Genomic DNA, 20,280 nt, shown 5'->3' with positions numbered 1-20,280 from the left:
GATCAGGCAGCATGGCCGGTCTCGCTGAACTGCTAAGAGAGTTCCGGGTCGCCGCCGGACTGACCCAGGAACAACTGGCCGAGCGCTCCGAGCTGAGCGTGGGTGCCGTCGCGACGCTGGAGACCGGGCGTCGTCGGTTCCCGCGTCCGGCAACGCTCGACGCGCTCGCGGAAGCGCTCGGACTGTCGACGACCGAGGCCGGCGTACTGCGGGAAGCCGCTGTCCGACCGTCGGGCGAGAGCCGCTCGGAGAGTCTGCCGGCCGACCTCGAGGACTTCGTCGGCCGGGCTGACACCTTGGCCCAGCTGACGGGGGTCCTGTCCGGAGCCGGGCGGCAGTTCGGCACCGTGATCGCGGTCGTCTCGGGAATGGGCGGAGTCGGGAAGACGGCCCTCGCCGTACGGGCCGCGCACTCGTTGGCCGCGGCGTTCCCGGACGGCCAGATCTACCTGAACCTGCGGGCTCACAGTGGTGGTGAGCCGGTGGACCCCCTGGAAGCTCTGACCCGCGTACTCCGCGCGCTGGGGACGCCCGCTGCCCGGATCCCGGCCGACGTGAGCACCGCCTCCGCGAGGCTCAGGTCGCTGGTGGCCGACCGGAAGCTCCTGCTGGTCCTCGACGACGCGCGATCGGCCGAGCAGATCCAGCCGCTGCTGCCCGGTGTCGGCGAGTCCGTCGTACTGGTCACCAGTCGTACCCGGCTGCTCGCCCTGGCCGGAGCTCGGCAGTTCCCCTGGACCTCCTGGACGAGCCGGACGCACTGAGTCTGCTGCGGAAGTCCCGCGGTGGCGTCGTGGACCAGGATCCCGGGTCCACGCGAGAACTGGTCCGGCTGTGCGGACGTCTCCCGCTGGCGCTGCGCATCGTCGGCAGCCAGCTCGCGACCGGCCGGCGGTCGATCGAGGAGATCACCGCGGCGCTCGCGGACGAGCGCGCCAAGCTCGACGTCCTGGACGAGGCGGACCACGGTGTTCGCGCGACGATCGGGCTGTCGGTCGAAGCGCTCCGCCAGGGGACGCACCCGGTCGACCTGAGCGCCGCGGACGCGCTTGCGCAGGTGGCCCTGATCGATGGCGAAGACTTCTCGGTCCGGCTCGCGGCAGCGGCGCTCGACGTCGAGGAGAGCGACGCCGAGGCGGCCCTGGAGCATCTGGTCGACACCAACCTGCTGGAAACTCCCACGCTGCACCGCTACCGCCTGCACGACCTGGTCCGTTCGGTCGGACGAGATCTCGCCCGTCCCGGGGATGCGGCCGCGGTACGCCGCAACATCCTCGACTACTTCGTGGCGCTGGCCTGGCGGCTCGACGACCTGGCGCCGACCCGCCGGACGATCGGCAACGGATGGAACGACCCGGGCTGGTCCCGGTCCGCTGCTCAGCTCGACATCCCGACGACAGCCGACCACCTCGACTCCGATCGTGCCGCGATGCTGCTCGCCGCCCGGACGGCGGCCACCGGCAGCGAGCACGAGCGGGAACTCCTGGTCCGGCTCGCGGTCGGCATCAGCGTGTACGCCATGCACCGGAAGCGGTGGGCGGAGTGGCGCGACCTGCTGCTGATCGGGCTCGACCTGGTGGACGAGCAGCCGGACCCGACGCTGCCCGCGATGCTGCGCTTCGACCTGGGACTGGTCTACGACGAGTTGTACGACTTCGCCGCCGGGGCCGCGCACCTGGAACGAGCACTCGCGCTCGGTCACTCGCTGGAGTCGCGCGCGTTCGAGGTCAGGTGCTTGACCAACTTGGCCCACGCGTACGAGCAGTCCGGCGACGGGCTCGACCGGGCCCGTGTGGTCGCCGAACAGGCGTTGCAGATGTCCCAGGACGACGGCGATGTCGTGCAGGAGTCCTGGTGCCACCTGGTGCTCGGCATGATCGCCGGCCGCGCCGGAGACCTGGTCGCGCAACGCGCGTCGTTCGAGCCCGCGATCGACCTGTACCTGCGGCGCCCGGACGTTCCCCTGTCCCACGCCGCCATGCGCTACTTCATCGTCGGAGCCGCCTACCAGCAGGCCGGGCAGCTGACGGACGCCGGTGCCGCGCTGGAGCAGAGTCTGGCGTTGTACCGCGAGGCCGGCCGGACGAACGGCGCCTGCGAGGCCCAGCAGCACCTCGGGGAGATCGCGGTCGAGCTCAGCCGGTACGAGGAGGCGCTCACCCGGTTCACCGAGGCACTCCGGATGGCGATCGCCAACGAGCTGTGGGACGGCGAAGCGGCGATCCGGGTCGGCCTGGCCCGGACGTACCAGGCGCTGGGCAGGAGTTCCGAGGCGCGGACGGAGCTGCTGGCCGCACGGCAGCTGTACACGGGGCACGGCGTCGCCGTACCGGGCGAGGTCACCGAACAGCTCGCTGAGTGACTCGGGCCACACGCCGGGTTGAGACGTCAGCTACTGGTGGGTCTTAGGCTGCTGGAGTGACCCCGGACTCCAGTGGCAGCATCGCGCCCGCGGACTTCCGTACGGCGCTGAGCCGGTTTGCGTCGGGCATCACGATCATGAGCACGCTGCAGGGTGGGGTCGCGCACGCGATGACGGCGAGCGCGTTCACCTCGGTGTCGCTGGACCCGCCGCTGGTCCTGGTCTGCGTGGACAAAGGCGTGCGGATGCACGAGGCGGTGCTGTCCCGCGGGGACTGGGCCGTCTCGGTGCTGGCTGCCGGTGAGCACGCGGTCGCGGAGCGTTTCGCCCGGTCGGGGCGGGACCTTTACAGCCAGTTCGACGGGGTGCCGACCGTGCCCGGGCCGAAGACCGGCTGCCCGCTGGTGGTCGGGGCGCCGGCCTGGCTGGAGTGCCGCACCTGGGCGACGTACGAGGGCGGTGACCACACGATCGTGGTCGGTGAGGTGCTCAGCCTGGGCGCCACCGATGACCCCGACGCCCTGATCTACTACGCGGGGCAGTACCGCGACCTCAGGGGCAGCTAGGGGCAGCCAGGGGCAGATCGGCGGCTTTTCTGTCGGCCCCGGTCGCGTAGGATGTGCCGTCTGTCATCTGGTTCGAGCAGGAGGACTCTGTCCGGTGGGGAGAAACAAGCTCGCGGGGATCATCGCCGCGGCGGGGTTCGGAGTGCTCGTCGTCGTGTACGGCGTGGCGTTCGCGCTGACCGGCGACAAGGTACCGGGGGACACGACGGTGCTGGGCATCGAGCTCGGCGGACTGTCCGAGGACGAGGCCAAGGCCAAGCTGCAGGCGGGGATCGACGACCGGCTCAAGCTGCCGATCAAGCTCAAGGCCGGCGACTCGACGTACCAGGTGAAGCCGGCCGACGCCGGACTCAGCCTCGACGTGGACGCGACCGTTGCCGACGCCGGTGCGGGCCGCAGCCTGAACCCGGCCCGGATGTGGCAGGTGCTGACCGGCGGTGACGCGGTCGCGCCGGTGGTCGCCAAGGACGAGGGCAAGCTGAAGGCCGCCGTCGAGAAGCTCGCCGGGCAGGTCAACCGCCCGGCCACCGAGGGCACGATCACGTTCCCCGACGCCAAGGCCGTCCAGCACGCGCCGGCGGACGGGCTGAAGCTCGACAACGACAAGGCCACCGAGACCGTGGTGTCCGGGTTCCCCTCCGACGGGAACCCGAAGGACCTGCCGGTCGGCGTGACCAAGCCGCAGGCCGGGACGGACGCGATCACCAAGGCGATGAAGGAGTACGCCGAGCCGGCGATGTCCGGTCCGGTCCGGCTCACCGTCGGTGACAAGGGCGTCAACCTCACCCCGCAGGAGCTGGCGCCGGCGCTGAAGCTGGTCGCCAAGGACGGCAAGTTCACCCCGAGCCTGGACGCGAAGAAGCTCGAGCCGCTGTTCAAGAAGCGGTTCAAGGACCTCGAGACGCTGCCGAAGGACGCCACGATCCAGATCGCCGGCGGCCGCCCGCGGGTGGTGCCCGCGGTCGACGGCGAGATCGTCGCGCGGGACAAGGTGGTCCCGGCCATCCTGTCGATCCTGCCGAAGGGCGAAGGTGAGCGGAAGGCGTCGGTCGGGCTGGCCAAGTCGAAGGCCGCGCTGACCACCGAGGCCGCGCAGGCGCTCGGGATCAAAGAGGTGATGGGGCAGGCGACCACCCGCTTCCCGCACGCCGAGTACCGCAACGTGAACATCGGGACCGCGGCCCGCAAGATCAACGGCGCCCTGCTCAAGCCGAACGAGACGTTCAGCCTGAACAAGATCGTCGGCGAGCGGACCAAGGAGAACGGCTTCACCGAGGGCAACATCATCAACGGCGGCAAGTTCGTGCTCGACCTCGGCGGCGGTGTCTCGCAGTCGGCGACCACGACCTTCAACGCGGCCTTCTTCGCCGGGCTCAAGGACGTCGAGCACAAGGCGCACAGCGTCTACATCAACCGCTACCCGGTCGGCCGCGAGGCGACCGTGGCGTGGCCGTCGGTGGACCTGAAGTTCCAGAACGACTCCGGGCACGGGGTCTTCGTGCAGACCATCTTCTCCGCCTCGACGCCCGGCAAGCAGGGCAGCCTGACGGTGAAGATCTGGGGTACGAAGGTCTGGGACGTCACCGCCGGCCAGTCGGCGAAGTACAACTTCCGCTCGCCCGGCCTGGTCTACAGCCAGGAGGCGGGCTGCCGCCCGCAGGCCCCGACCGGCGGTTTCGACATCAAGATCTACCGCTACTTCGCCAAGAACGGCGCCCGCGTGAAGACCGAGTCCTTCACCACCAACTACAACGCCGCCGACGACATCCGCTGCGGCCCGAAGCCGGGCACGCCGACCCCGCCGAACACCCCGGACACGCCCCCGACCCCGGGCACGGGCAAGCCCACCGGCAGCACCCGCCCACCGAGCTGAACCAAGGACAAGAGCCGCCTGGATCCCCAGGCGGCTCTTGTCGTTGGTGAGCGGGGATGGGGGCGGGGACGGCGATCGCCGCCGGAGGCGCCCCCCGCATCAGCTGGGCCCCGACCCCACCGCAGTAGCCGTTGGAGCCTGCGGCGAGGTGAGGGCAGTGCGTGTGCTGGTGTCAAGCGCGGTGTAGTTCGTGCAGTTCTTGGGCGACCTGGTCGAAAATGTCTTCGCTAATCACAGCACCCTCGCGGCGGACCTGGCCCGGCTCCACCCGCAGCACCCGGTCGAGGCGGACCTCGCTGTTGCGGTTCTCCTTGTCCCACGGCCCGCTGCCGATGTCGAGCCAGACCCGCCCCCAGCGCGCCTCGTCGGCGGCGTCGCGGTCGTGGTCCTTGCTGGTGAGGATCAGCGCCAGCAGGTACGCCCCGTCGGAGCCGACGACCAGCACCGGGCGGTCCTTGCCGCGGCTGTGGTCCTCCTCGAACGGCACCCAGGTCCACACGATCTCGCCCGGGTCCGCCACCCCGTCATCGGGGTGCGGCGTGTACTCGACCCGCACGGTCCCCTCGTAGTCACCCGGGTACTCCGGCCGCTCAACCACATGGTCCGCCATGAGCAGACCCTAGTACGCCGTCCTCACACGACAACCGTTCCGCGCGTTCCACCCCCGTGACAGTGCGGACAACCAGCCAGACGACCACTCCCAGCCGCGGCGCCATGCTCGCCGTCCTCCTGACCGGCCAGTTCATGGCCAACGTCGACACAGCCGTCGCCAACATCGCCGCCCCGGCCCTGCAGACCGATCTCCACGCCACCGAAGGCCAGGCGGCGCTCGTCGTCTCGGCGTACGTCGTCGCCTTCGCGGTGCTGCTCGTCACCGGCGCCCGCCTCGGCTCGTCGATCGGCTACCGCCGCGTCTTCCTCGCGGGCCTGCAGCTGTTCACCCTCGCCTCCCTGGCCTGCGGTCTCGCCCCCGACATCCGCGCGCTCACCGTCGCCCGCTTCCTCCAGGGCGCTGGAGCCGCGCTGATGGTCCCGCAGGTCCTCAGCGGCATCCAGCTCTCGTACGCCGGTCGCGACCGCGTCAAGGCCCTCGGCTGGTTCTCGATCGCCCTGTCCGGCGGCGCGGTCGCCGGTCAGGTCCTCGGCGGCGTCCTGATCTCCGCCGACCTGTTCGGCACGAGCTGGCGCCCGATCTTCCTCGTCAACGTCCCGATCGGCATCGCCCTCACCATCGCGGGCCTCCGCCACCTCGACCCCACCCGCGGCACCAAACAGCCCCTGGACGCCAGGGGAGTCCTCACCCTGTCCGCCACGGTCCTCCTGGTGATCGTCCCTCTCCTCCTCGGCTCCGAACGCGGCTGGCCCACCTGGTCCTGGATCAGCCTGGCCCTCAGCCTCCCCGCCCTGGCCCTCTTCGAGTACGGCGAACGCCGGGCAGCCGCATCCGGAGGCCGTCCCCTGATCGCCCGCCAGCTCCTCCACAACCGCCGCGTCCGAGCCGGCCTGCTCGCCCACGGCGCCACCACCGGCTCGTACTTCGCCCTGCTCTTCGTGCTGGCCCTCTACCTCCAGCAAGGCCTCGGCAAGAGTCCGGCGTACTCGGGCCTGGCCATGGTCGTCTGGGTCGCCGCCTTCGGCATCGCCGGCCCACTGCTCCCCAGACTCCCCGAGGGCATCCTCTGGCTCCCCGTACTCGGCTGCTCGATCCTGGGCGTGGGCTACCTGGCCGTCCTCACCTACCTGCAAGCAGGCGGCACGTCAGGCCCTCTCCTGTTCGCCCTGCTCGGCGTAGGCGGCCTCGGCCTGGGCATCAGCGCCAACACCCTGATCGGCGGCATCACCTCGAGCATGCCCACCCAGTACGCCGCCGACCTGTCCGGAGTGGTCGCCACCAACGCCCAGCTCTCCGGTGCCTTCGGAGTCGCCCTGGCCGGAGCGGTCTACTCCAGCCTGAGCACGGACCCGCAGCACGCGCTCAGCGTCGTACTGGCCGGGTTCGCCGCTCTGAGCGTGATCGGCGCGCTGGCGTCCTATCGGCTGGTCAGATAGCGGTAGCGGTACGCCTCGACGTACCCGAGAGCCGTGTAGATGGTCAGGGCCCCCACGTTCTCCTCCTCGACCTCCAGGTAGGTCCTGCGACCGCCCGCAGGCCCGGCCCAGCGCGCCAGGCCCTGCACGAGTGCTGTCGCCAGACCACGCCGCCGGTACGCCGGATCGACCCGCACCGCGTCCACTCCGAGCCAGTGCCCCGTCATCGACCCCCGCGCGACGGCCACCACGCGCCCGTCGAGCTCCACCGAGGCGAAGGCGGCCTTGGGTGCGCCCTCCATCACCGGCGGGGCTGTGGCGGGCACCTGGTCGTCGAAAGCGGCCTCGTACCACTCCGCGTCCGGCCGGCCCGCCACCAGCACCTCGTACGCCGGTACGCCGTTCACGTGGTCCAGCGTCGTGTGCAGGACCAGCGCGTCGGATTTCGCCGGCCGTGCGTCGATCCAGCCCAGCCCGGTGAACTCCTCGAACTCCGGGTAGCCGATCCGCGCCAGCGCCAGCGGCGGCAGCGCCCGCTCCAGGTAGAACGCCTCCACCTGCTTGGCCGCGTCACTGAACGGCAACCCGGGGTCACCAGCCGGGAGCACCGAGTTCCCCCGGCCGGTCCAACCGCCGGACGCCCTCAGCAACCACTCGCCGACGTACAGGGTCTCGACCGCCGGCCGGCCGAGCGCGGTGGTCAGGAACAGCTGCTCCACGTCCACCCGCCGCAGCGGCATCGGGGGGATCGGCTTGGCCGCCACCACGGCGGTCTGGTGGATCCGGTACGGCGTACTGTCGGCGTGACGGACCTCCAGGGTCTGCTCGTCGTACGACTGCAGCACCCCGATGACGTCGGTCGCCTGACCGCCGTCCAGCCGGTGGCGGACCACGACACGGTGGCCGATATCACGGGTGCTGAGGCCTGACACGATGCGGACTCCTGGCAGAGTGGGTCATCTACTACCGTGATACTAGAGAACCGAGCACTACCGCACCGCAGCATTTTCCCGACCGCTGCGCTTGCCGGCCATAGGAGGAGTACCCAGTGACTTACGTCATCGCGCAGCCGTGTGTTGACCTCAAGGACCTCGCGTGTGTCGAGGAGTGCCCGGTCGACTGCATCTACGAGGGCAACCGGATGCTCTACATCCACCCCGACGAGTGCGTCGACTGCGGAGCGTGCGAGCCGGTCTGCCCGGTCGAGGCGATCTACTACGAGGACGACACGCCGGAGCAGTGGAAGGACTACTACACGGCGAACGTCGACTTCTTCAACGACCTCGGCTCGCCCGGTGGCGCGTCGAAGCTCGGCAAGATCGACAAGGACCACGCGTTCATCGCCGCCCTCCCCCCGCAGGAGCACGACGAGTGAGCTAGTTCCAGCTTGAAGAACTGCGGTGCACCGGCACAGGTGCACCGCAGTTTTGCTGTGTCCTATTGGTCGACTACGTCGACGTGCACGTGGTCGAGATGCCGCAGGGTGTCGCGGTTCCCGGTCCGGTCCGGCGCCTGGTAGTCGCGCCAGCCGCTGTCCGAGCGGCCGCCCGCGGTCCAGATCCTGTCGCTGAAGATGACGGTCTTGATCTTCAGCCGGTCCGCCTGGGCGACCAGGTACTGCGCCAGCGCCCAGCCGCGGGTCGTGTTCGCCGCCGAGATCGGCTTGACGAAGATGTCGACCGCCCGGCCGTCGTAGTGCGCCGAGCCCTCCATGTGCCCCGACCGGACGCCGCCTTCGGCGTACCCGCCGGTGGACAGCTTGCCGAACGTCTTGGCCAGGTCCTGCCGCACCGCGTCGGCCCGCGGCGTCAGGCCGTTCGCGCCGATCGTCTCGACCGCGCCGGACGGGTTGTCCAGCGTGCAGCTGAACGCGCCCTTGGTCTGCCCGGTCAGCGCCGAGGCCAGGATCCGCGCGTCGCCCTCGTGGTCGGCGTACGCGTTGGGGAAGGCGCTGCGCTGGACCCGGTCGGCCGCGACCGTCACCGCGAGCTTCTCGTAGCCCTTGATCTTCACCAGCGCGTCGTAGAACTTCCACGCCGCGTAGTGCGGGTCCCGGACCTGCGCGGCCGTGCCCCAGCCCATCGACGGCCGCTGCTGGAACAGCCCGAGCGAGTCCCGGTCGCCGTGCGCCAGGTTGCGCAGGCCGGATTCCTGGTACGCCGTCGCGAGCGCGATCGTGGCCGCCCGCGGCGGCAGTCCACGCCGTACGGCGACGCCGCTGATCACCGCGGCCCACTGGGCCTGCTCCAGGTCGAGCGTCACGGTGGTCCCGTTGACGGTCGCCTCGCACTGCTCCCGGGGCGGGATCAGCGGCCCGATGCCCTGGCCGCCGACCCACGCGATCGCGCCGCCGACGGCCAGCGCGAGCGCGCCGATCGCGCCGACGGCGACGATCACTCCACGATTCACCGGCATACCGCTCCCAACGTGCGGGGGGCGGGCCCGGGTTCCGGATAGTTGGTCACGAAGTGGTTGACGTGTGGCGGCCCCGGCAGGTTCGCGGTGGCGGCCGCCACCGGGGGAAAATCGTCACAAAGGATGATCACGCGTTCGCGTGCAGGGCCTCGTTGAGCGTGATGCCCTCGCCCTGCCGCGGCCGCGCCTCGACGGCACCGGTGACCGAGTTGCGCAGGTAGAGCAGGCCCGGCCGGCCGGACAGGTCGCGCGCCTTGACGACGGCGCCGTCCGGCAGCGTCACCTTCGTACCGGCCGTCACGTACAGCCCCGCCTCGACCACGCAGTCGTCACCGAGCGAGATGCCGATCCCGCCGTTCGCGCCGAGCAGGCAGCGCTTGCCGATCGAGACGACCTGCTTGCCGCCGCCGGACAGCGTGCCCATGATCGACGCGCCGGCGCCGATGTCGCTGCCGTCGTCGACCACCACACCGGCCACGATCCGGCCCTCGACCATCGACGTGCCGAGGGTGCCGGCGTTGAAGTTCACGAAGCCCTCGTGCATCACGGTGGTGCCCTCGGCCAGATGCGCGCCGAGGCGGACCCGGTCCGCGTCGCCGATCCGGACACCGGACGGTACGACGTAGTCGGTCATCCGGGGGAACTTGTCGACGCTGGCCACCGACAGGTGCAGGCCCGCGGCCCGCGCCCGCAGCCGGACCTGCTCGACCTGGTCGACCGGGACCGGGCCGTGCGACGTCCAGGCGTTGTTCGGCAGGGCGCCGAAGATGCCGTCCAGGTTGACGCCGTGCGGGCGGACCAGACGGTGCGACAGCAGGTGCAACCGCAGGTAGGCGTCCGCCGTACCGTCGGGAGCGGCGTCCAGCGCGATCTCGGCCTTGACCACCTCACGGCGGACCTTGCGCAGGTCGTCGTTGCCCTCGGCAGCGATCAGCTCGGCCGGCGCCTTCACGTCCGCCGGCGCGGTGCCCAGCTCGGGCGCCGGGTACCAGACGTCGAGCACCGAGCCCGACTCGGTGACGGTGGCGAGGCCGAAGCCCCAGGCGTGCGCGGCAGTCTCAGTCATGCGGGCAAGCCTGCCAGACGGCGCGGGCGCGTTCTAATTGGTGGGCACAGTGCGGACAGGGCGTGCTTCACTGGCTGCTCTCGGAAGGTGGTGTACGGCGTGCTGCCGGTGTGGATCGAGGCCGTCGAACCGGCCGTGCTGAAGGCGACCGGCGCTCCCGTGCGGGACGAGGTGAGCGGCGACCGGCTGCGGTACTGGGGGTCGTCGGAGGTGTGGCGGCTGTCGTACGGACTGCGCAGCGTGATCGTCAAGCGGGGGAGTGACGCCCAGAGCACCGAAGGTACGGCGTACGAGCGGTATGTACGGCCGCTGCGGCTGCCGGCTCCGGAGTTGATCGAGCTGGTCCGGCTGGACGGTGCGGTGCTGCTGGTGATGGAGGACGTCGGCCGGGTGACGCTGGAGCAGGAGCCGAGCCTGGACGGGTTCCTCGCGGCTGTCGAGCTGCTGGCGGAGATCCGATCGGTGGAGGTCGCGGGGGAGAGCGAGTTCGATGCGGACCGGCTGGTGGAGTTGGCTGCCGGAATCTCTCACGCTTCTCTTGCCGAGCGGGCCGAGACGCGGCTGCGCCCCGCGGTCGACGAGCTGCACCGGCTGGTGCGGCCGGCCGTGGTGCACGGCGACTACGTCGGCAAGAACCTCGTCACCGACGGCAGGCGCTGGACACCGGTCGACTGGCCGTTGACCTACCTGGCACCGCAACTGCCCGACCTCTACACGATCGCCCGCGAAGCCGTTGCCCTCGGCCACGATCGCGACCTGCTGGTCCGCCGGTACTGCGAGGCCGCCGAGGCCGACCGCGCACTGGTCGAACAGCAGACCCTGATCGGCGGTTGCGGCTTCACGCTGCGCGCGCTGGCCTGGGTGATCGAGGAAGGCGTGCACACGGTGCCGTCGTCGAAGGACTGGATCGACCCGCTGCTCGAGGAGCTCGACGGATTGCTGGATCAGCTGTGAAGCTGCTCGTCCTCGGCGGCACCAAGAACCTCGGCCGCCACGTCGTCGAGGCCGCACTGCGCGACGGCCACGAGGTCACGCTCTTCAACCGCGGACAGACCAATCCCGATCTGTTCCCGGAGGTCGAGCGGATCGTGGGGGAGCGGGCGGCACCCGGCGTACTGGCCGCGGGGGAGTGGGACGGCGTGATCGACATGTCGGGCTTCCTCGTCCGGGACGTCCTGCGCAGTGCCGCGGTCCTGCGCGATCGCGTCGGGCACTACACGTTCATGTCCACGATCGGCGTGTACGCCGACCAGCGGACGCCGCATCAGAGCGAGGACGCGGAGTTGTTGCCCTGGCCAACCGATGCGCCGGAGGACGTCTTCTCGGTGGACCTCTACGGCCCGTCGAAGGTCCGGGCCGAGGCAATCCTGACCGACCTGTACGGCGACCGCACGGCCGCGATCCGCTCCGGTTTCGTGGTCGGCCCGTACAACCCCGACTTCGGCAACTGGGGTCAGGCGATCGCGACCATGAGCACGCTCGAGTGCGCGGCGCGGCCGGACCAGCCGATCCAGTGGCTGGACGCGCGGGACCTGGCCGACTTCCTGCTGCTGGTCACGACTCAGCGGCTCGCCGGCCCGTTCACCGCCGTGAGCGAGACGTGGACGATGCGGGACCTGGCCGAGGCGTGGCGGTCCGTCGTACCGGCTGAGCTGGCGGTGGACTGGGCGCCGGAGATCGATCGGTTCCACCTGCCGCACGACGGGTCGAACGACGGCACCTTCCAGCTCGACAACGCCCGCGCGACGGCCGCCGGGCTGCGCGTGCGTCCGCCGGCGGCGAGCGCCTTGGACTGCGTGCGCTGGATCCGCGAAGGCAACGTCCCGCCACCACCGCCGCACTAGTCCTCTTCACCTCATGTATCTTGATGTCGAGAGATATGGAGGAGAGGATGCCTGGCTTCAGCCTCTGGCGGATCGCGGTGCCCGCCTTCGGCCCGACGGTGCTCAATGCCGTCGGCCAAGGCGCCGTACTCCCCGTCGTGGCCCTGTCGGCACTCCAGCTGGGCGCCTCCGTCGGCTTCGCCGCGTTCCTCGTCGGGGTCCTCGGCATCGGTCAGTTCGCCGGTTCGCTCCCGGCCGGCGCGCTCGTCGTACGGATCGGTGAACGCCGCGCACTCCTCGTGGCAGCCGTCGTCAGCGCGGTCGCGTGGTGCGCCGCGATGGTCGTCCGTACGCCGTGGCTGCTCGGCCTCAGCCTCCTCGTCGCCGGCCTCGCCGGAGCGGTCTTCAGCCTGGCCCGCCAGTCGTACGTCACCGAGGTCGTCCCCGTCGAACTCCGCGCCCGCGCGCTGTCCACCCTCGGCGGAGTCAATCGCATCGGTCTGTTCGTCGGCCCGTTCCTCGGTGCGCTGGCCGGCCACTACTGGGGCATGCCCGGTGCCTACGCTGTCGGCGTCGCGGGCTCGATCGGCGCGATCGTCGTCCTGGTCACCGCCGGCGAACCCCAAGGCGCCCACGAACCCCTCCAGGTCGAACGCCTCTCCCTGAAGCAAGTCCTCTGGGCGCACCGCCGGACGTTCCTCACCCTCGGCACCGGCGTCTTCGTGATCGCCGTCGCCCGCGCCGCCCGCACCAGCCTGATCCCCTTGTGGGGCGAGCATCTGGGCCTGTCCGCGACCGACACCTCGATCGTCTTCGGCATCACCAACGGCATCGAGATGCTGCTCTTCTACCCCGCCGGTCTGATCATGGACCGCCTCGGCCGCGTCTGGATCGCAGTCCCCGCCACAGTCCTCCTGGGAATCGGCATGCTCACCCTTCCTCTCTCCACCGCCTTCACCAGCATCCTCGCCGTAGGCGTGCTGATGGCCGTAGGCAACGGCCTGGGCTCCGGCATCGTCAAGACCCTAGGAGCCGACGCGGCCCCACCCGGCCACCGAGCCCAGTTCCTGGCCGGCTGGACCTTCTGCGCCGAGTTCGGCTCCGTCATCGGCCCGGTCCTCATCGGCGCCATCACCCTCGTCTTCCCCCTGGCCGCCGCCTCCCTGACCCTAGGAGCCCTGACTCTCACCGGCTCCACCTGGCTCGCCAAATGGGTCCCCACGTTCGACCCCCGCAGGGCAACCAAGGGCATCTCGGGGCAGATATCCACAGGCACTCCGTGTCGCGCCCCAGCCCCTGGTGACAACTCGTAAGGTCCAGGGATGTTCTTCCAGCGGCCGCTCGTTCGTGCCTACGTGGACGAGACCGGCGACCGCGGTACGACGGCGAAAGCGTCCCGCTACTTCGCCATGGTTGCCGTCGTCATCGCCGACGAGGACGATCCGGCGCTGAGGTCGGCGATCAGCACCTGCCGGACGCAGCTGTCGGTCCCTTCAGGCAAGCCTTTGCACTGGTCAGAGCACGTGAAGCGCTTCCCACGCAGGCAGTACGTCGCCGGACGGCTGGCCGCCGTACCAGGTGTGGTTCTGAATTACGTCGTCGTCGAGAAGGCAGCTGTTCCAGCGCATGCCGGCCTCAAGACCGATCAGGTGTTGTTCTACAACTACGTCGCAGGCCTGGTCGTGGAGCGCATGCTGCTGACCGCCGCCGAGTGGCCCGGTGGCGCACGGGACGTGGTCGCGAGCTTTGGGCACGTCCGTGGCTTTCCACACCAGCAGACGTTGGAGTAGCTCGAGTTCGGCGGGTTCGAGCAGCACCACCTGCTGGCGGTCAGGCATCAGGTGCGGCGGGTCGAGGGAGAGACCTGGGGGCACGGCTTCAAGGTGATGGCTTTGCCGCGAACGATGGAGGCCTATCCGTGGTGGCCGGTCGACGGGCTGTGAAAGCAAGAGACGAGGCCTTCGATGGTCCGGAGCGCCGCGACCGGGCAACCGGAGGGGTCTGGCAGCAGACCTGGCGTTCTCTCCGCGGCCATCGAAGGCCTCGTGCTCACCAGATTAGCAGCTGCTCAGTTCTTCTTCCGCGAGTTCTTAGGGGCCGACGTCGCGCGGATGTGGAGTTCGGTGCGGAGGGTGACGGTGGACGGCGGGCGGCCGGGGGCGGCGATTCGGTCTTTGAGGAGCAGGCCGGCGGTGCGGCCCAGTTCGTACGTCGGCTGGGCGACCGTGGTGAGGCTGGGGACGACCAGGTCGGCCCAGGGGATGTCGTCGAAGCCGACGACGGCGATGTCGTCGGGGGCCCGGACGCCCTTCTTGGCCAGGCACTCCAGGGCGCCGACGGTCATCAGGTTGTTGGTGACGAAGAGGGCCTCGGGTGGTTCGGGCAGCTCCAGCAGGCTTTCCATCGCGGCGTAGCCGCCGGCCTCGCGGAAGTCGGCGTGGCGGACCAGGTCCTTGTCGTACCGGATGCCGCCGGCGCGCAGCGCGGCGCGGTAGCCGGCGAGGCGGTCCATCGCCGTACTGACGCGGCGCGGGCCCGTGATGCAGGCGATGCGTGAGTACCCGCCGTCGATCAGGTGCTTCACGCCCTCCGCGGCGCCGTGCTCGTTGTCGACCAGGACGGTGTCGGCCTCGACGCCCTCGACGCGGCGGTCGATCAGCACCATCGGGGTCTTCGCGTCGGCCAGCTGCTGCACGCCCTCGGCGGTGGAGGTCGGCGAGATCACCACGCCGGCCATCTGCTCGGTGAGCACCGCACCGGCGTACGCCGCTTCCTTCGCCGGGTCCTCGTCGGAGTTGCACAGGACGACGTGGTACCCCTCGGTCTGTGCGACGTCCTCGAGCCCGCGCACCAGCGACGTGAAGAACGGGTTCTCGATGTCGGAGATCACCACGGCCCACAGGTTCGTGCTGGCCCGGCGCAGGTTCCGCGCGACACCGTTCGGCCGGTACCCGAGCTCGGCGACGGCCGCGCGGACCTTCTCGGACAGCTCCGGGTCCACGTTGCGCCGTCCGCTCAGCACCCGCGACACGGTGGCCGGGGACACCCCTGATCTACGCGCGACGTCGTAGATCGTCGTCATGCTCACTCCCCGCTCAACCCGTAGGTGCCGTCTGGACGGCATCTAGAGTCTCACGGGTTGGGTGGAGCGGCGGCGAACGACGACGAATCGATTTCCGACGAGTCGAGCAGAGCGGCCGCCGAAGCCCGCGAAGGAGCCGACGCGGCGGCCCCGTTCACGGTCGTGGACAGCGCCCCGGCAGCATTCGCGAGCCGTACGGCGTCCGCCAGCGAAGCTCCCTCGGCCAGCGACGCCGCGAGCGATCCGCAGAAGGCGTCCCCGGCCCCGACCGTGTCCACGGTGTCGACCCGATGCGGCCCCACTCGCAGCTCAACCCCCGCCGATCGATCCAGCACGTAAGCCCCACGCGAGCCCAGCGTCACCACGCATCCGCGCAGGTCCCACTCGTCGGCCAGCTTCCGCGCGATCACCGGAACCTGCGACTCGTCGTCGCAGTCCAGCCCGGTCAGCGCCGCCGCCTCCACCTCGTTCGGCACCAGGATGTCTACGTACGCCGCAAGCGAGGGATCGACCGGACCGACCGGCGCCGGCGTCAGGATCGTGGTGACACCCGCGGCCGAGGCGAGCCGGAGGGCAGCGCGGCTCGCCTCGACCGGGAGTTCGAGCTGGACGCTCAGCACCCGGCTGGCGGTCAGTACGTCGCCCGCCGCCTCGATGTCGTCCGGCGTGATCGCCGCGTTCGCGCGCGACACGATGATGATCGAGTTGCTCCCGTCGGGCAGCACCAGCGGCAGCCCGACCCCGGTCCCGAGCGACGGGTGGCGGATCACCCAGTCGGTGTCGACGCCGTCGGTCTTCAGCAGGTCCAGGAACTCCTCGCCGTACCGGTCGTCGCCGATCGTCCCGACGATCGCGGTCCGGGCGCCCATCCGGGCCGCGCCGATCGCCTGGTTCACGCCCTTGCCGCCGAGGAACTCCGCGAACCCCGTGCCGTGCAAGGTCTCACCGGGCAGCGGCCGCCGTTCGGCGCTCGCGACCAGGTCCTTCATGAACGACCCGAGCACGCACACGTCGTACCCGCTCATGCCTGCTCCCCGTCGAGCAGCCGCCGGCCGAGCGCGCCCGAGGGATGGAAGCGCGCGAAGTCGTGGTGGGTGAACTCCCGCAGGACGACGAGCGCGCACGCGAGCGCGTCGCCCATCACCAGCGCGGCGGTCGTCGACGCGGTCGGCGCGAGGTTCAGCGGGTCGGCCTCGCGCAGGACCATCGTGTCCAGCGTGTACGTCGCCAGCCGCGCGAGCGTCGACTCCTCGGCGCCGGTCATCGCGATCACCGGGATCTGCCGCTCGGCCAGCATCCGCGCGAACGCGCACACCTCGACCGTCTCGCCCGACGCCGACAGGGCGAGCACGAGATCGCGCGAGGTGACCGCGCCGGAGTCGCCGTGCAAGGCGTCGCCGGCGTGGATGAAGGTCGCCGGGGTCCCGGTCGAGGCCAGTGTCGCGGCGATCTTGCGACCGACCAGGCCGGACTTGCCCAGGCCGGTGACGACCAGATGCCCTTCGCAAGCAGCCACCGCGGTCAGCACGTCGAGGAAGACGCCGTCCAGCCGGTCCGCCAGGGCGGAGACGGCCGCGGCCTCGGTCTCGATCGCCGTCCGCGCCGCCGCCAGTCCACGGGTGACCAGGTCCCGCGGGAGCTCGTCCGCCGCGACTCCGTCGGCCGCCGGGTGATCGGCGTCGGCGAGCTGCTGCCGTGCGGCGGTGGGGCGATCCGCACGGTTCGGCACTACTGGCATCCTCGACCCGCTTTCCGGTCTGTGTCAGAAATCGATTTCCGAAGCGTAGGCAGCGGGTCGCGGCGGTGTCAACGTCTGCATCCTGTTCAAAACAAGGCCAACCGCCATGTCCGGTCAAAGTCGTCGCGGTCACCCTCTTGACCGTTCCGGCGTCCGCTCGTAGATTGCGAGAAATCGATTGCCCGTTCCGGAGCGCGACCCCCTGGAGCCCTGATGTCCGCAACCCCCAACCTGCACAGGCCGGTCAGCCGGCGTTCCGTCCTGCGCGGTGGTCTCGGCGCCCTGGCCGCCGCCGGTGTCGGCGGCCCCCTGCTGACCGCGTGCGGAGGTGACGGCGGCAGCGGTGGCGACGGCAAGGAGATGTCGTTCTGGAACTTCTACGGTCCCTCCGACGACGGCGGCCCGCAGAGCAAGTGGTTCGTCGACGTGGCCGAGAAGTGGAACGCCAACAACGACGTCAAGGTCAAGCTGCGCTACATCCCGGGCAAGGACTACCTGAACGGGACCACGCTGCAGACCGCCTTCCAGTCCGGCGAGGGCCCGGACATCTTCCTGATCAGCCCCGGCGACTTCCTGCGCTACTACAACGGCGGTGTCCTGCAGGACCTGTCGTCCGCGCTGCCGGCCGAGGCGAAGAGCGACTACCTGCCCGGCCTGCTGGAGGCCCGGTCGGTCGACGGCAAGGTGTACGGCCTGCCGATGGAGATCGAGCCGCTGGCGATGTACTACAGCGAGGCCGCCTTCACCAAGGCCGGTCTGTCCGAGGCTGACCTGCCGAAGACCTGGGACCAGACGCTGGCGGTCGCCGAGAAGCTGACCGGCAAGGACCGGTACGGCGTGATGTTCGAGACGCTGCCCGGCTACTACCAGAACTTCACCTGGTACCCGTTCCTCTGGCAGGGCGACGGGACGCCGATCAAGGACGGCAAGGTCGCGTTCGACTCGCCGGCCGCCGTCCAGGCGCTGAAGTTCTGGAAGGACACCATCCAGGCCAAGGTCGCGCCCCGCAAGGCGCTCGGCGACGGCGGCGGCGACGTGGTGTCCAACCTCGGCTCCGGCGCGGTCGCGCTGCAGCAGAGCGGGATCTGGGCGGTCGCCGACATGAAGGGCAAGGCCGCCAAGTTCAAGTACGGCATCATCCCGCTGCCGACGCCGGACGGCGGCAAGCCGGCCACCGACCTCGGCGGCTGGGCGTTCGTGGCCAACTCCAAGGGCAAGAACCCCGAGGCCGCGGCCAAGTTCATCGCCTGGGCGCTCGGTTCGACCGACGCCGAAGGGGTCGAGCGGCAGCGGCAGTGGAACACCGTGGTGAAGACCAACGTGCCGCCGCGCAAGTCGGTCCAGGCGGCCGCGGACGCCAAGGGCGCCTTCGAGCAGGGTGTGCTGAAGAAGTTCGTCGACGAGATCGCGCCGACCGGGCAGCCCGAGCCGCGGTTCCCACCGGAGGTGTACCAGCCGATCGCCGACGCGATCCAGGCCTGCCAGCTGAACGGGTCCGACCCGGGCAAGGCGGCGGCTGACGCGGCGGAGCGGATCGACACCTTCCTGAAGACCTACCAGGGCGCGCCCATCAGCTGATGACCACGACGACAGCGCCCCCGTCCAAGCCGTCGGTCCGCCGTACGGCGGCCACGCCCAAGGCCGGTATGACGCGCAAGCGGCGCGAGGCCCTGGCGGCGTACGCCTTCCTCGCGCCGGACCTGCTCGGCCTGCTCGCCTTCGTCGCCGTCCCGATGGTGCTCGCCCTCGGCGTCGCGTTCTTCAAGGTCGACGGCTTCGGCAACTACCAGTACGTCGGTCTGGCCAACTACAAGCTGATGGGCAGCGACGACCAGCTCTGGGCGTCGCTGAAGATCACCGCGATCTACGTGGTCAGCTTCGTGCCGATCGCGTTCGTGATCAGCTTCGGGCTGGCGATGCTGGTCCGCAACCACTTCCGCGGCATCGGCTGGGTCCGGTCGGCGTTCTTCCTGCCGCACGTGGTCAGCCTGGTCGTGGTCGGTCTGATCTGGCAGTTCCTGCTGGTCGACAAGCGCGGTGCGGTCTCCAAGCTGCTGGCGCCGTTCGGGCTCGGCGACGTGTCGTTCCTCGGGACGCCATCGCTTGCCCTGGGCACCTATGTGGTGATCAGTGTCTGGTTCGTGATGGGCTACCAGATGCTGGTCCTGCTGGCCGGGCTGAAGGACGTGCCGAAGGAGCTCGAGGACGCGGCGCAGATCGACGGCGCCTCGGCCTGGCAGCGGTTCCGGTTCGTGATCTGGCCGTTGATGCGCCCGACCAGCTTCTTCGTCGTGGTCAACTCGACGATCGGCGCCGTCACCGGCCTGCAGGCCTTCGACCTGGTCTTCGTGCTGACCAAGGGCGGCCCGGCCAGGGCCACCAGCACGGTCGTGCTCTACATCTACGAGCAGGCCTTCACCTTCAACAACATCGGGTACGCCGCCGCGCTGACCACCGTCGTGGTGGGGATCCTCGTGCTCTGCACCGGCCTGATGTTCGCCTTCACGAAGGGAGGCCGTTTCAGTGAGGACTAGATTCTTCCCGATCCTGGCGCACGTGCTGGCGCTGATCGCTGTCGCGCCGTTGCTGTGGGTGCTGCTGAGCGTGATCAAGCCGGCCGAGGACGTGTTCTCGTTCGGCTGGCCGTCGACCTGGACGCTGGACAACCTGCAGTACGTGCTGCTGAAGTTCCCGCTGCCCAGGTTCCTGCTGAACTCCGCGATCGTGTCGGTCGCGGTCACGGTGATCGCGCTGTTCTTCCACTCGATGGCGGCCTACGCGCTGGCCCGGCTGCGGTTCCCCGGCCGCGCGATCATCTTCTCGGGCATCATGTCGACGCTGCTGGTGTCGCTGCCGGTGATCCTGGTCCCGCTGTTCCTGGTCGCCAAGCAGTTCGGCCTGCTGGACAGCTACGCCGGGCTGATTGTGCCGAGCATCTTCCATGCCTTCGGCATCTTCCTGCTGCGCCAGTACTACCTGAACATCCCGCGCGAGCTGGAGGAGGCCGCCGACCTGGACGGCTGCGGCTACTGGCGCCGGTACTGGAGCGTCATCCTGCCGCTGAGCCGTCCGGTCCTGGCCTCGCTGTCGGTGCTGTTCTTCCTGGCCAACTGGAACGCGTTCCTCTGGCCGCTGACCATCACCCGCAACCCGGACCTGCGCGTGGTCCAGCTGGGCATCTCCGGTCTGCAAGGTCAGTACGCCTCGGCGTGGAACCTGATCCTCGCCGCCGCCGTGATCGCGGCGATCCCGACCGTCGTCGTCTTCGTCGCCGGCCAGAAACGCCTGGTCGACGCGATGAAGACCACCGGCCTGAAGTAGGAGTCC

Annotated in this window: 20 protein-coding genes; 13 read left to right on the top strand and 7 right to left on the bottom strand. The window is 70.0% G+C overall.

Annotated features, from left to right (window positions below; translation table 11 throughout):
- The first annotated feature begins 11 nt into the window (after positions 1-11).
- The 4 genes from HDA39_RS20580 to HDA39_RS20565 all read left to right on the top strand — a co-directional run bounded on the left by HDA39_RS20580 (position 12) and on the right by HDA39_RS20565 (position 4,801).
- Positions 12-764 carry a helix-turn-helix domain-containing protein gene (locus HDA39_RS20580; RefSeq protein WP_184797417.1) on the top strand — a complete coding sequence of 251 codons (753 nt, stop codon included), beginning with the start codon at positions 12-14 and terminating at the stop codon, positions 762-764.
- 29 nt (positions 765-793) lie between these two features.
- On the top strand, positions 794-2,362 hold the full coding sequence (locus tag HDA39_RS43770; protein WP_184797415.1) for a tetratricopeptide repeat protein: 1,569 nt from the start codon (positions 794-796) through the stop codon (positions 2,360-2,362).
- A gap of 56 nt (positions 2,363-2,418) precedes the next feature.
- A complete protein-coding gene (locus tag HDA39_RS20570; protein ID WP_184797413.1) occupies positions 2,419-2,928 on the top strand; it encodes a flavin reductase in 510 nt (169 codons plus the stop codon).
- A 94-nt stretch (positions 2,929-3,022) separates the two neighbouring features.
- A complete protein-coding gene (locus HDA39_RS20565; protein WP_184797411.1) occupies positions 3,023-4,801 on the top strand; it encodes a VanW family protein in 1,779 nt (592 codons plus the stop codon).
- A 172-nt stretch (positions 4,802-4,973) separates the two neighbouring features.
- On the opposite strand, the gene HDA39_RS20560 is transcribed toward HDA39_RS20565, so the two are convergent.
- On the bottom strand, positions 4,974-5,411 hold the full coding sequence (locus HDA39_RS20560; protein ID WP_184797409.1) for a type II toxin-antitoxin system PemK/MazF family toxin: 438 nt from the start codon (positions 5,409-5,411) through the stop codon (positions 4,974-4,976).
- Positions 5,412-5,473: 62 nt separating this feature from the next.
- Here HDA39_RS20560 and HDA39_RS20555 point away from each other — a divergent pair, with 62 nt between their 5' ends.
- Positions 5,474-6,850: an MFS transporter gene (locus tag HDA39_RS20555; protein ID WP_337925820.1), complete on the top strand. Its 1,377-nt coding sequence runs from the start codon at positions 5,474-5,476 to the stop codon at positions 6,848-6,850.
- Here HDA39_RS20555 and HDA39_RS20550 read toward each other — a convergent pair.
- Entirely contained in the window at positions 6,832-7,761 is a 930-nt protein-coding gene (locus HDA39_RS20550) for a GNAT family N-acetyltransferase (RefSeq protein ID WP_184797407.1), read from the bottom strand. The genes HDA39_RS20555 and HDA39_RS20550 overlap by 19 nt on opposite strands.
- Positions 7,762-7,877: 116 nt before the next feature.
- Between HDA39_RS20550 and fdxA the strand changes: the two genes are divergently transcribed.
- A complete protein-coding gene (gene fdxA / locus HDA39_RS20545) occupies positions 7,878-8,204 on the top strand; it encodes a ferredoxin (RefSeq protein ID WP_184797405.1) in 327 nt (108 codons plus the stop codon).
- Between the two features lie 62 nt (positions 8,205-8,266).
- Here the strand turns inward: fdxA and HDA39_RS20540 are convergent, their stop codons facing one another.
- Together HDA39_RS20540 and dapD are read right to left on the bottom strand one after the other, a co-directional pair.
- Positions 8,267-9,244 (bottom strand): VldE C-terminal domain-containing protein, encoded by a 978-nt coding sequence (locus HDA39_RS20540; protein ID WP_184797403.1) that lies wholly within the window; start codon positions 9,242-9,244, stop codon positions 8,267-8,269.
- Positions 9,245-9,371: 127 nt separating this feature from the next.
- Entirely contained in the window at positions 9,372-10,310 is a 939-nt protein-coding gene (gene dapD / locus HDA39_RS20535; RefSeq protein ID WP_184797401.1) for a 2,3,4,5-tetrahydropyridine-2,6-dicarboxylate N-succinyltransferase, read from the bottom strand.
- A gap of 87 nt (positions 10,311-10,397) precedes the next feature.
- On the opposite strand from dapD, the gene HDA39_RS20530 reads away from it, so the two are divergent.
- From HDA39_RS20530 to HDA39_RS20515, 4 genes are read left to right on the top strand one after another with little or no spacing between them, the layout of a single operon-like run.
- On the top strand, positions 10,398-11,264 hold the full coding sequence (locus HDA39_RS20530) for a phosphotransferase family protein (RefSeq protein ID WP_337925819.1): 867 nt from the start codon (positions 10,398-10,400) through the stop codon (positions 11,262-11,264).
- Positions 11,261-12,154 (top strand): Rossmann-fold NAD(P)-binding domain-containing protein, encoded by an 894-nt coding sequence (locus tag HDA39_RS20525; protein WP_184797399.1) that lies wholly within the window; start codon positions 11,261-11,263, stop codon positions 12,152-12,154. The genes HDA39_RS20530 and HDA39_RS20525 overlap by 4 nt, the downstream gene beginning before the upstream one ends.
- 47 nt (positions 12,155-12,201) lie before the next feature.
- Positions 12,202-13,446 (top strand): MFS transporter, encoded by a 1,245-nt coding sequence (locus HDA39_RS20520; RefSeq protein WP_238356107.1) that lies wholly within the window; start codon positions 12,202-12,204, stop codon positions 13,444-13,446.
- A 9-nt stretch (positions 13,447-13,455) separates the two neighbouring features.
- A complete protein-coding gene (locus HDA39_RS20515; protein ID WP_184797395.1) occupies positions 13,456-13,923 on the top strand; it encodes a hypothetical protein in 468 nt (155 codons plus the stop codon).
- 278 nt (positions 13,924-14,201) lie between these two features.
- Here the strand turns inward: HDA39_RS20515 and HDA39_RS20510 are convergent, their stop codons facing one another.
- The 3 genes from HDA39_RS20510 to HDA39_RS20500 are packed head-to-tail and all read right to left on the bottom strand — an operon-like array spanning position 14,202 to position 16,953.
- Positions 14,202-15,257, bottom strand: a complete 1,056-nt coding sequence (locus tag HDA39_RS20510) for a LacI family DNA-binding transcriptional regulator (protein WP_184797394.1) — start codon at positions 15,255-15,257, stop codon at positions 14,202-14,204.
- A gap of 8 nt (positions 15,258-15,265) precedes the next feature.
- The gene (locus HDA39_RS20505; protein ID WP_184797392.1) at positions 15,266-16,240 is read right to left on the bottom strand and encodes a ribokinase; all 975 of its coding nucleotides are present in this window, start codon (positions 16,238-16,240) and stop codon (positions 15,266-15,268) included.
- Positions 16,237-16,953 carry a KpsF/GutQ family sugar-phosphate isomerase gene (locus HDA39_RS20500; protein WP_202893071.1) on the bottom strand — a complete coding sequence of 239 codons (717 nt, stop codon included), beginning with the start codon at positions 16,951-16,953 and terminating at the stop codon, positions 16,237-16,239. The genes HDA39_RS20505 and HDA39_RS20500 overlap by 4 nt, the downstream gene beginning before the upstream one ends.
- Before the next feature lie 213 nt (positions 16,954-17,166).
- On the opposite strand from HDA39_RS20500, the gene HDA39_RS20495 reads away from it, so the two are divergent.
- The 3 genes from HDA39_RS20495 to HDA39_RS20485 are packed head-to-tail and all read left to right on the top strand — an operon-like array spanning position 17,167 to position 20,274.
- The gene (locus HDA39_RS20495) at positions 17,167-18,531 is read left to right on the top strand and encodes an ABC transporter substrate-binding protein (protein ID WP_184797387.1); all 1,365 of its coding nucleotides are present in this window, start codon (positions 17,167-17,169) and stop codon (positions 18,529-18,531) included.
- Positions 18,531-19,487 (top strand): carbohydrate ABC transporter permease, encoded by a 957-nt coding sequence (locus tag HDA39_RS20490; RefSeq protein ID WP_184797385.1) that lies wholly within the window; start codon positions 18,531-18,533, stop codon positions 19,485-19,487. Before HDA39_RS20495 ends, HDA39_RS20490 begins: the two co-directional genes overlap by 1 nt.
- A complete protein-coding gene (locus tag HDA39_RS20485) occupies positions 19,477-20,274 on the top strand; it encodes an ABC transporter permease subunit (protein ID WP_184797383.1) in 798 nt (265 codons plus the stop codon). Before HDA39_RS20490 ends, HDA39_RS20485 begins: the two co-directional genes overlap by 11 nt.
- The last annotated feature ends 6 nt before the right edge of the window (positions 20,275-20,280 follow it).

This window comes from Kribbella italica (assembly GCF_014205135.1).
Lineage (GTDB): Bacteria > Actinomycetota > Actinomycetes > Propionibacteriales > Kribbellaceae > Kribbella > Kribbella italica.
Note: the sequence above shows the minus strand (reverse complement) of the source record. Positions and strands in the feature narration are given on the sequence as shown.

Excerpts from the sequence above, each read along its gene's own strand:
- HDA39_RS20580 (WP_184797417.1), top strand. The coding sequence starts at position 12 with ATGGCCGGTCTCGCTGAACTGCTAAGAGAGTTCCGGGTCGCCGCCGGA.
- HDA39_RS20520 (WP_238356107.1), top strand. The coding sequence starts at position 12,202 with ATGCCTGGCTTCAGCCTCTGGCGGATCGCGGTGCCCGCCTTCGGCCCG.
- HDA39_RS20510 (WP_184797394.1), bottom strand. The coding sequence starts at position 15,257 with ATGCCGTCCAGACGGCACCTACGGGTTGAGCGGGGAGTGAGCATGACG.
- dapD (WP_184797401.1), bottom strand. The coding sequence starts at position 10,310 with ATGACTGAGACTGCCGCGCACGCCTGGGGCTTCGGCCTCGCCACCGTC.
- HDA39_RS20490 (WP_184797385.1), top strand. The coding sequence starts at position 18,531 with ATGACCACGACGACAGCGCCCCCGTCCAAGCCGTCGGTCCGCCGTACG.
- HDA39_RS20515 (WP_184797395.1), top strand. The coding sequence starts at position 13,456 with ATGTTCTTCCAGCGGCCGCTCGTTCGTGCCTACGTGGACGAGACCGGC.
- HDA39_RS20495 (WP_184797387.1), top strand. The coding sequence starts at position 17,167 with ATGTCCGCAACCCCCAACCTGCACAGGCCGGTCAGCCGGCGTTCCGTC.
- HDA39_RS20500 (WP_202893071.1), bottom strand. The coding sequence starts at position 16,953 with ATGCCAGTAGTGCCGAACCGTGCGGATCGCCCCACCGCCGCACGGCAG.
- HDA39_RS20560 (WP_184797409.1), bottom strand. The coding sequence starts at position 5,411 with ATGGCGGACCATGTGGTTGAGCGGCCGGAGTACCCGGGTGACTACGAG.
- HDA39_RS20505 (WP_184797392.1), bottom strand. The coding sequence starts at position 16,240 with ATGAGCGGGTACGACGTGTGCGTGCTCGGGTCGTTCATGAAGGACCTG.
- HDA39_RS20540 (WP_184797403.1), bottom strand. The coding sequence starts at position 9,244 with ATGCCGGTGAATCGTGGAGTGATCGTCGCCGTCGGCGCGATCGGCGCG.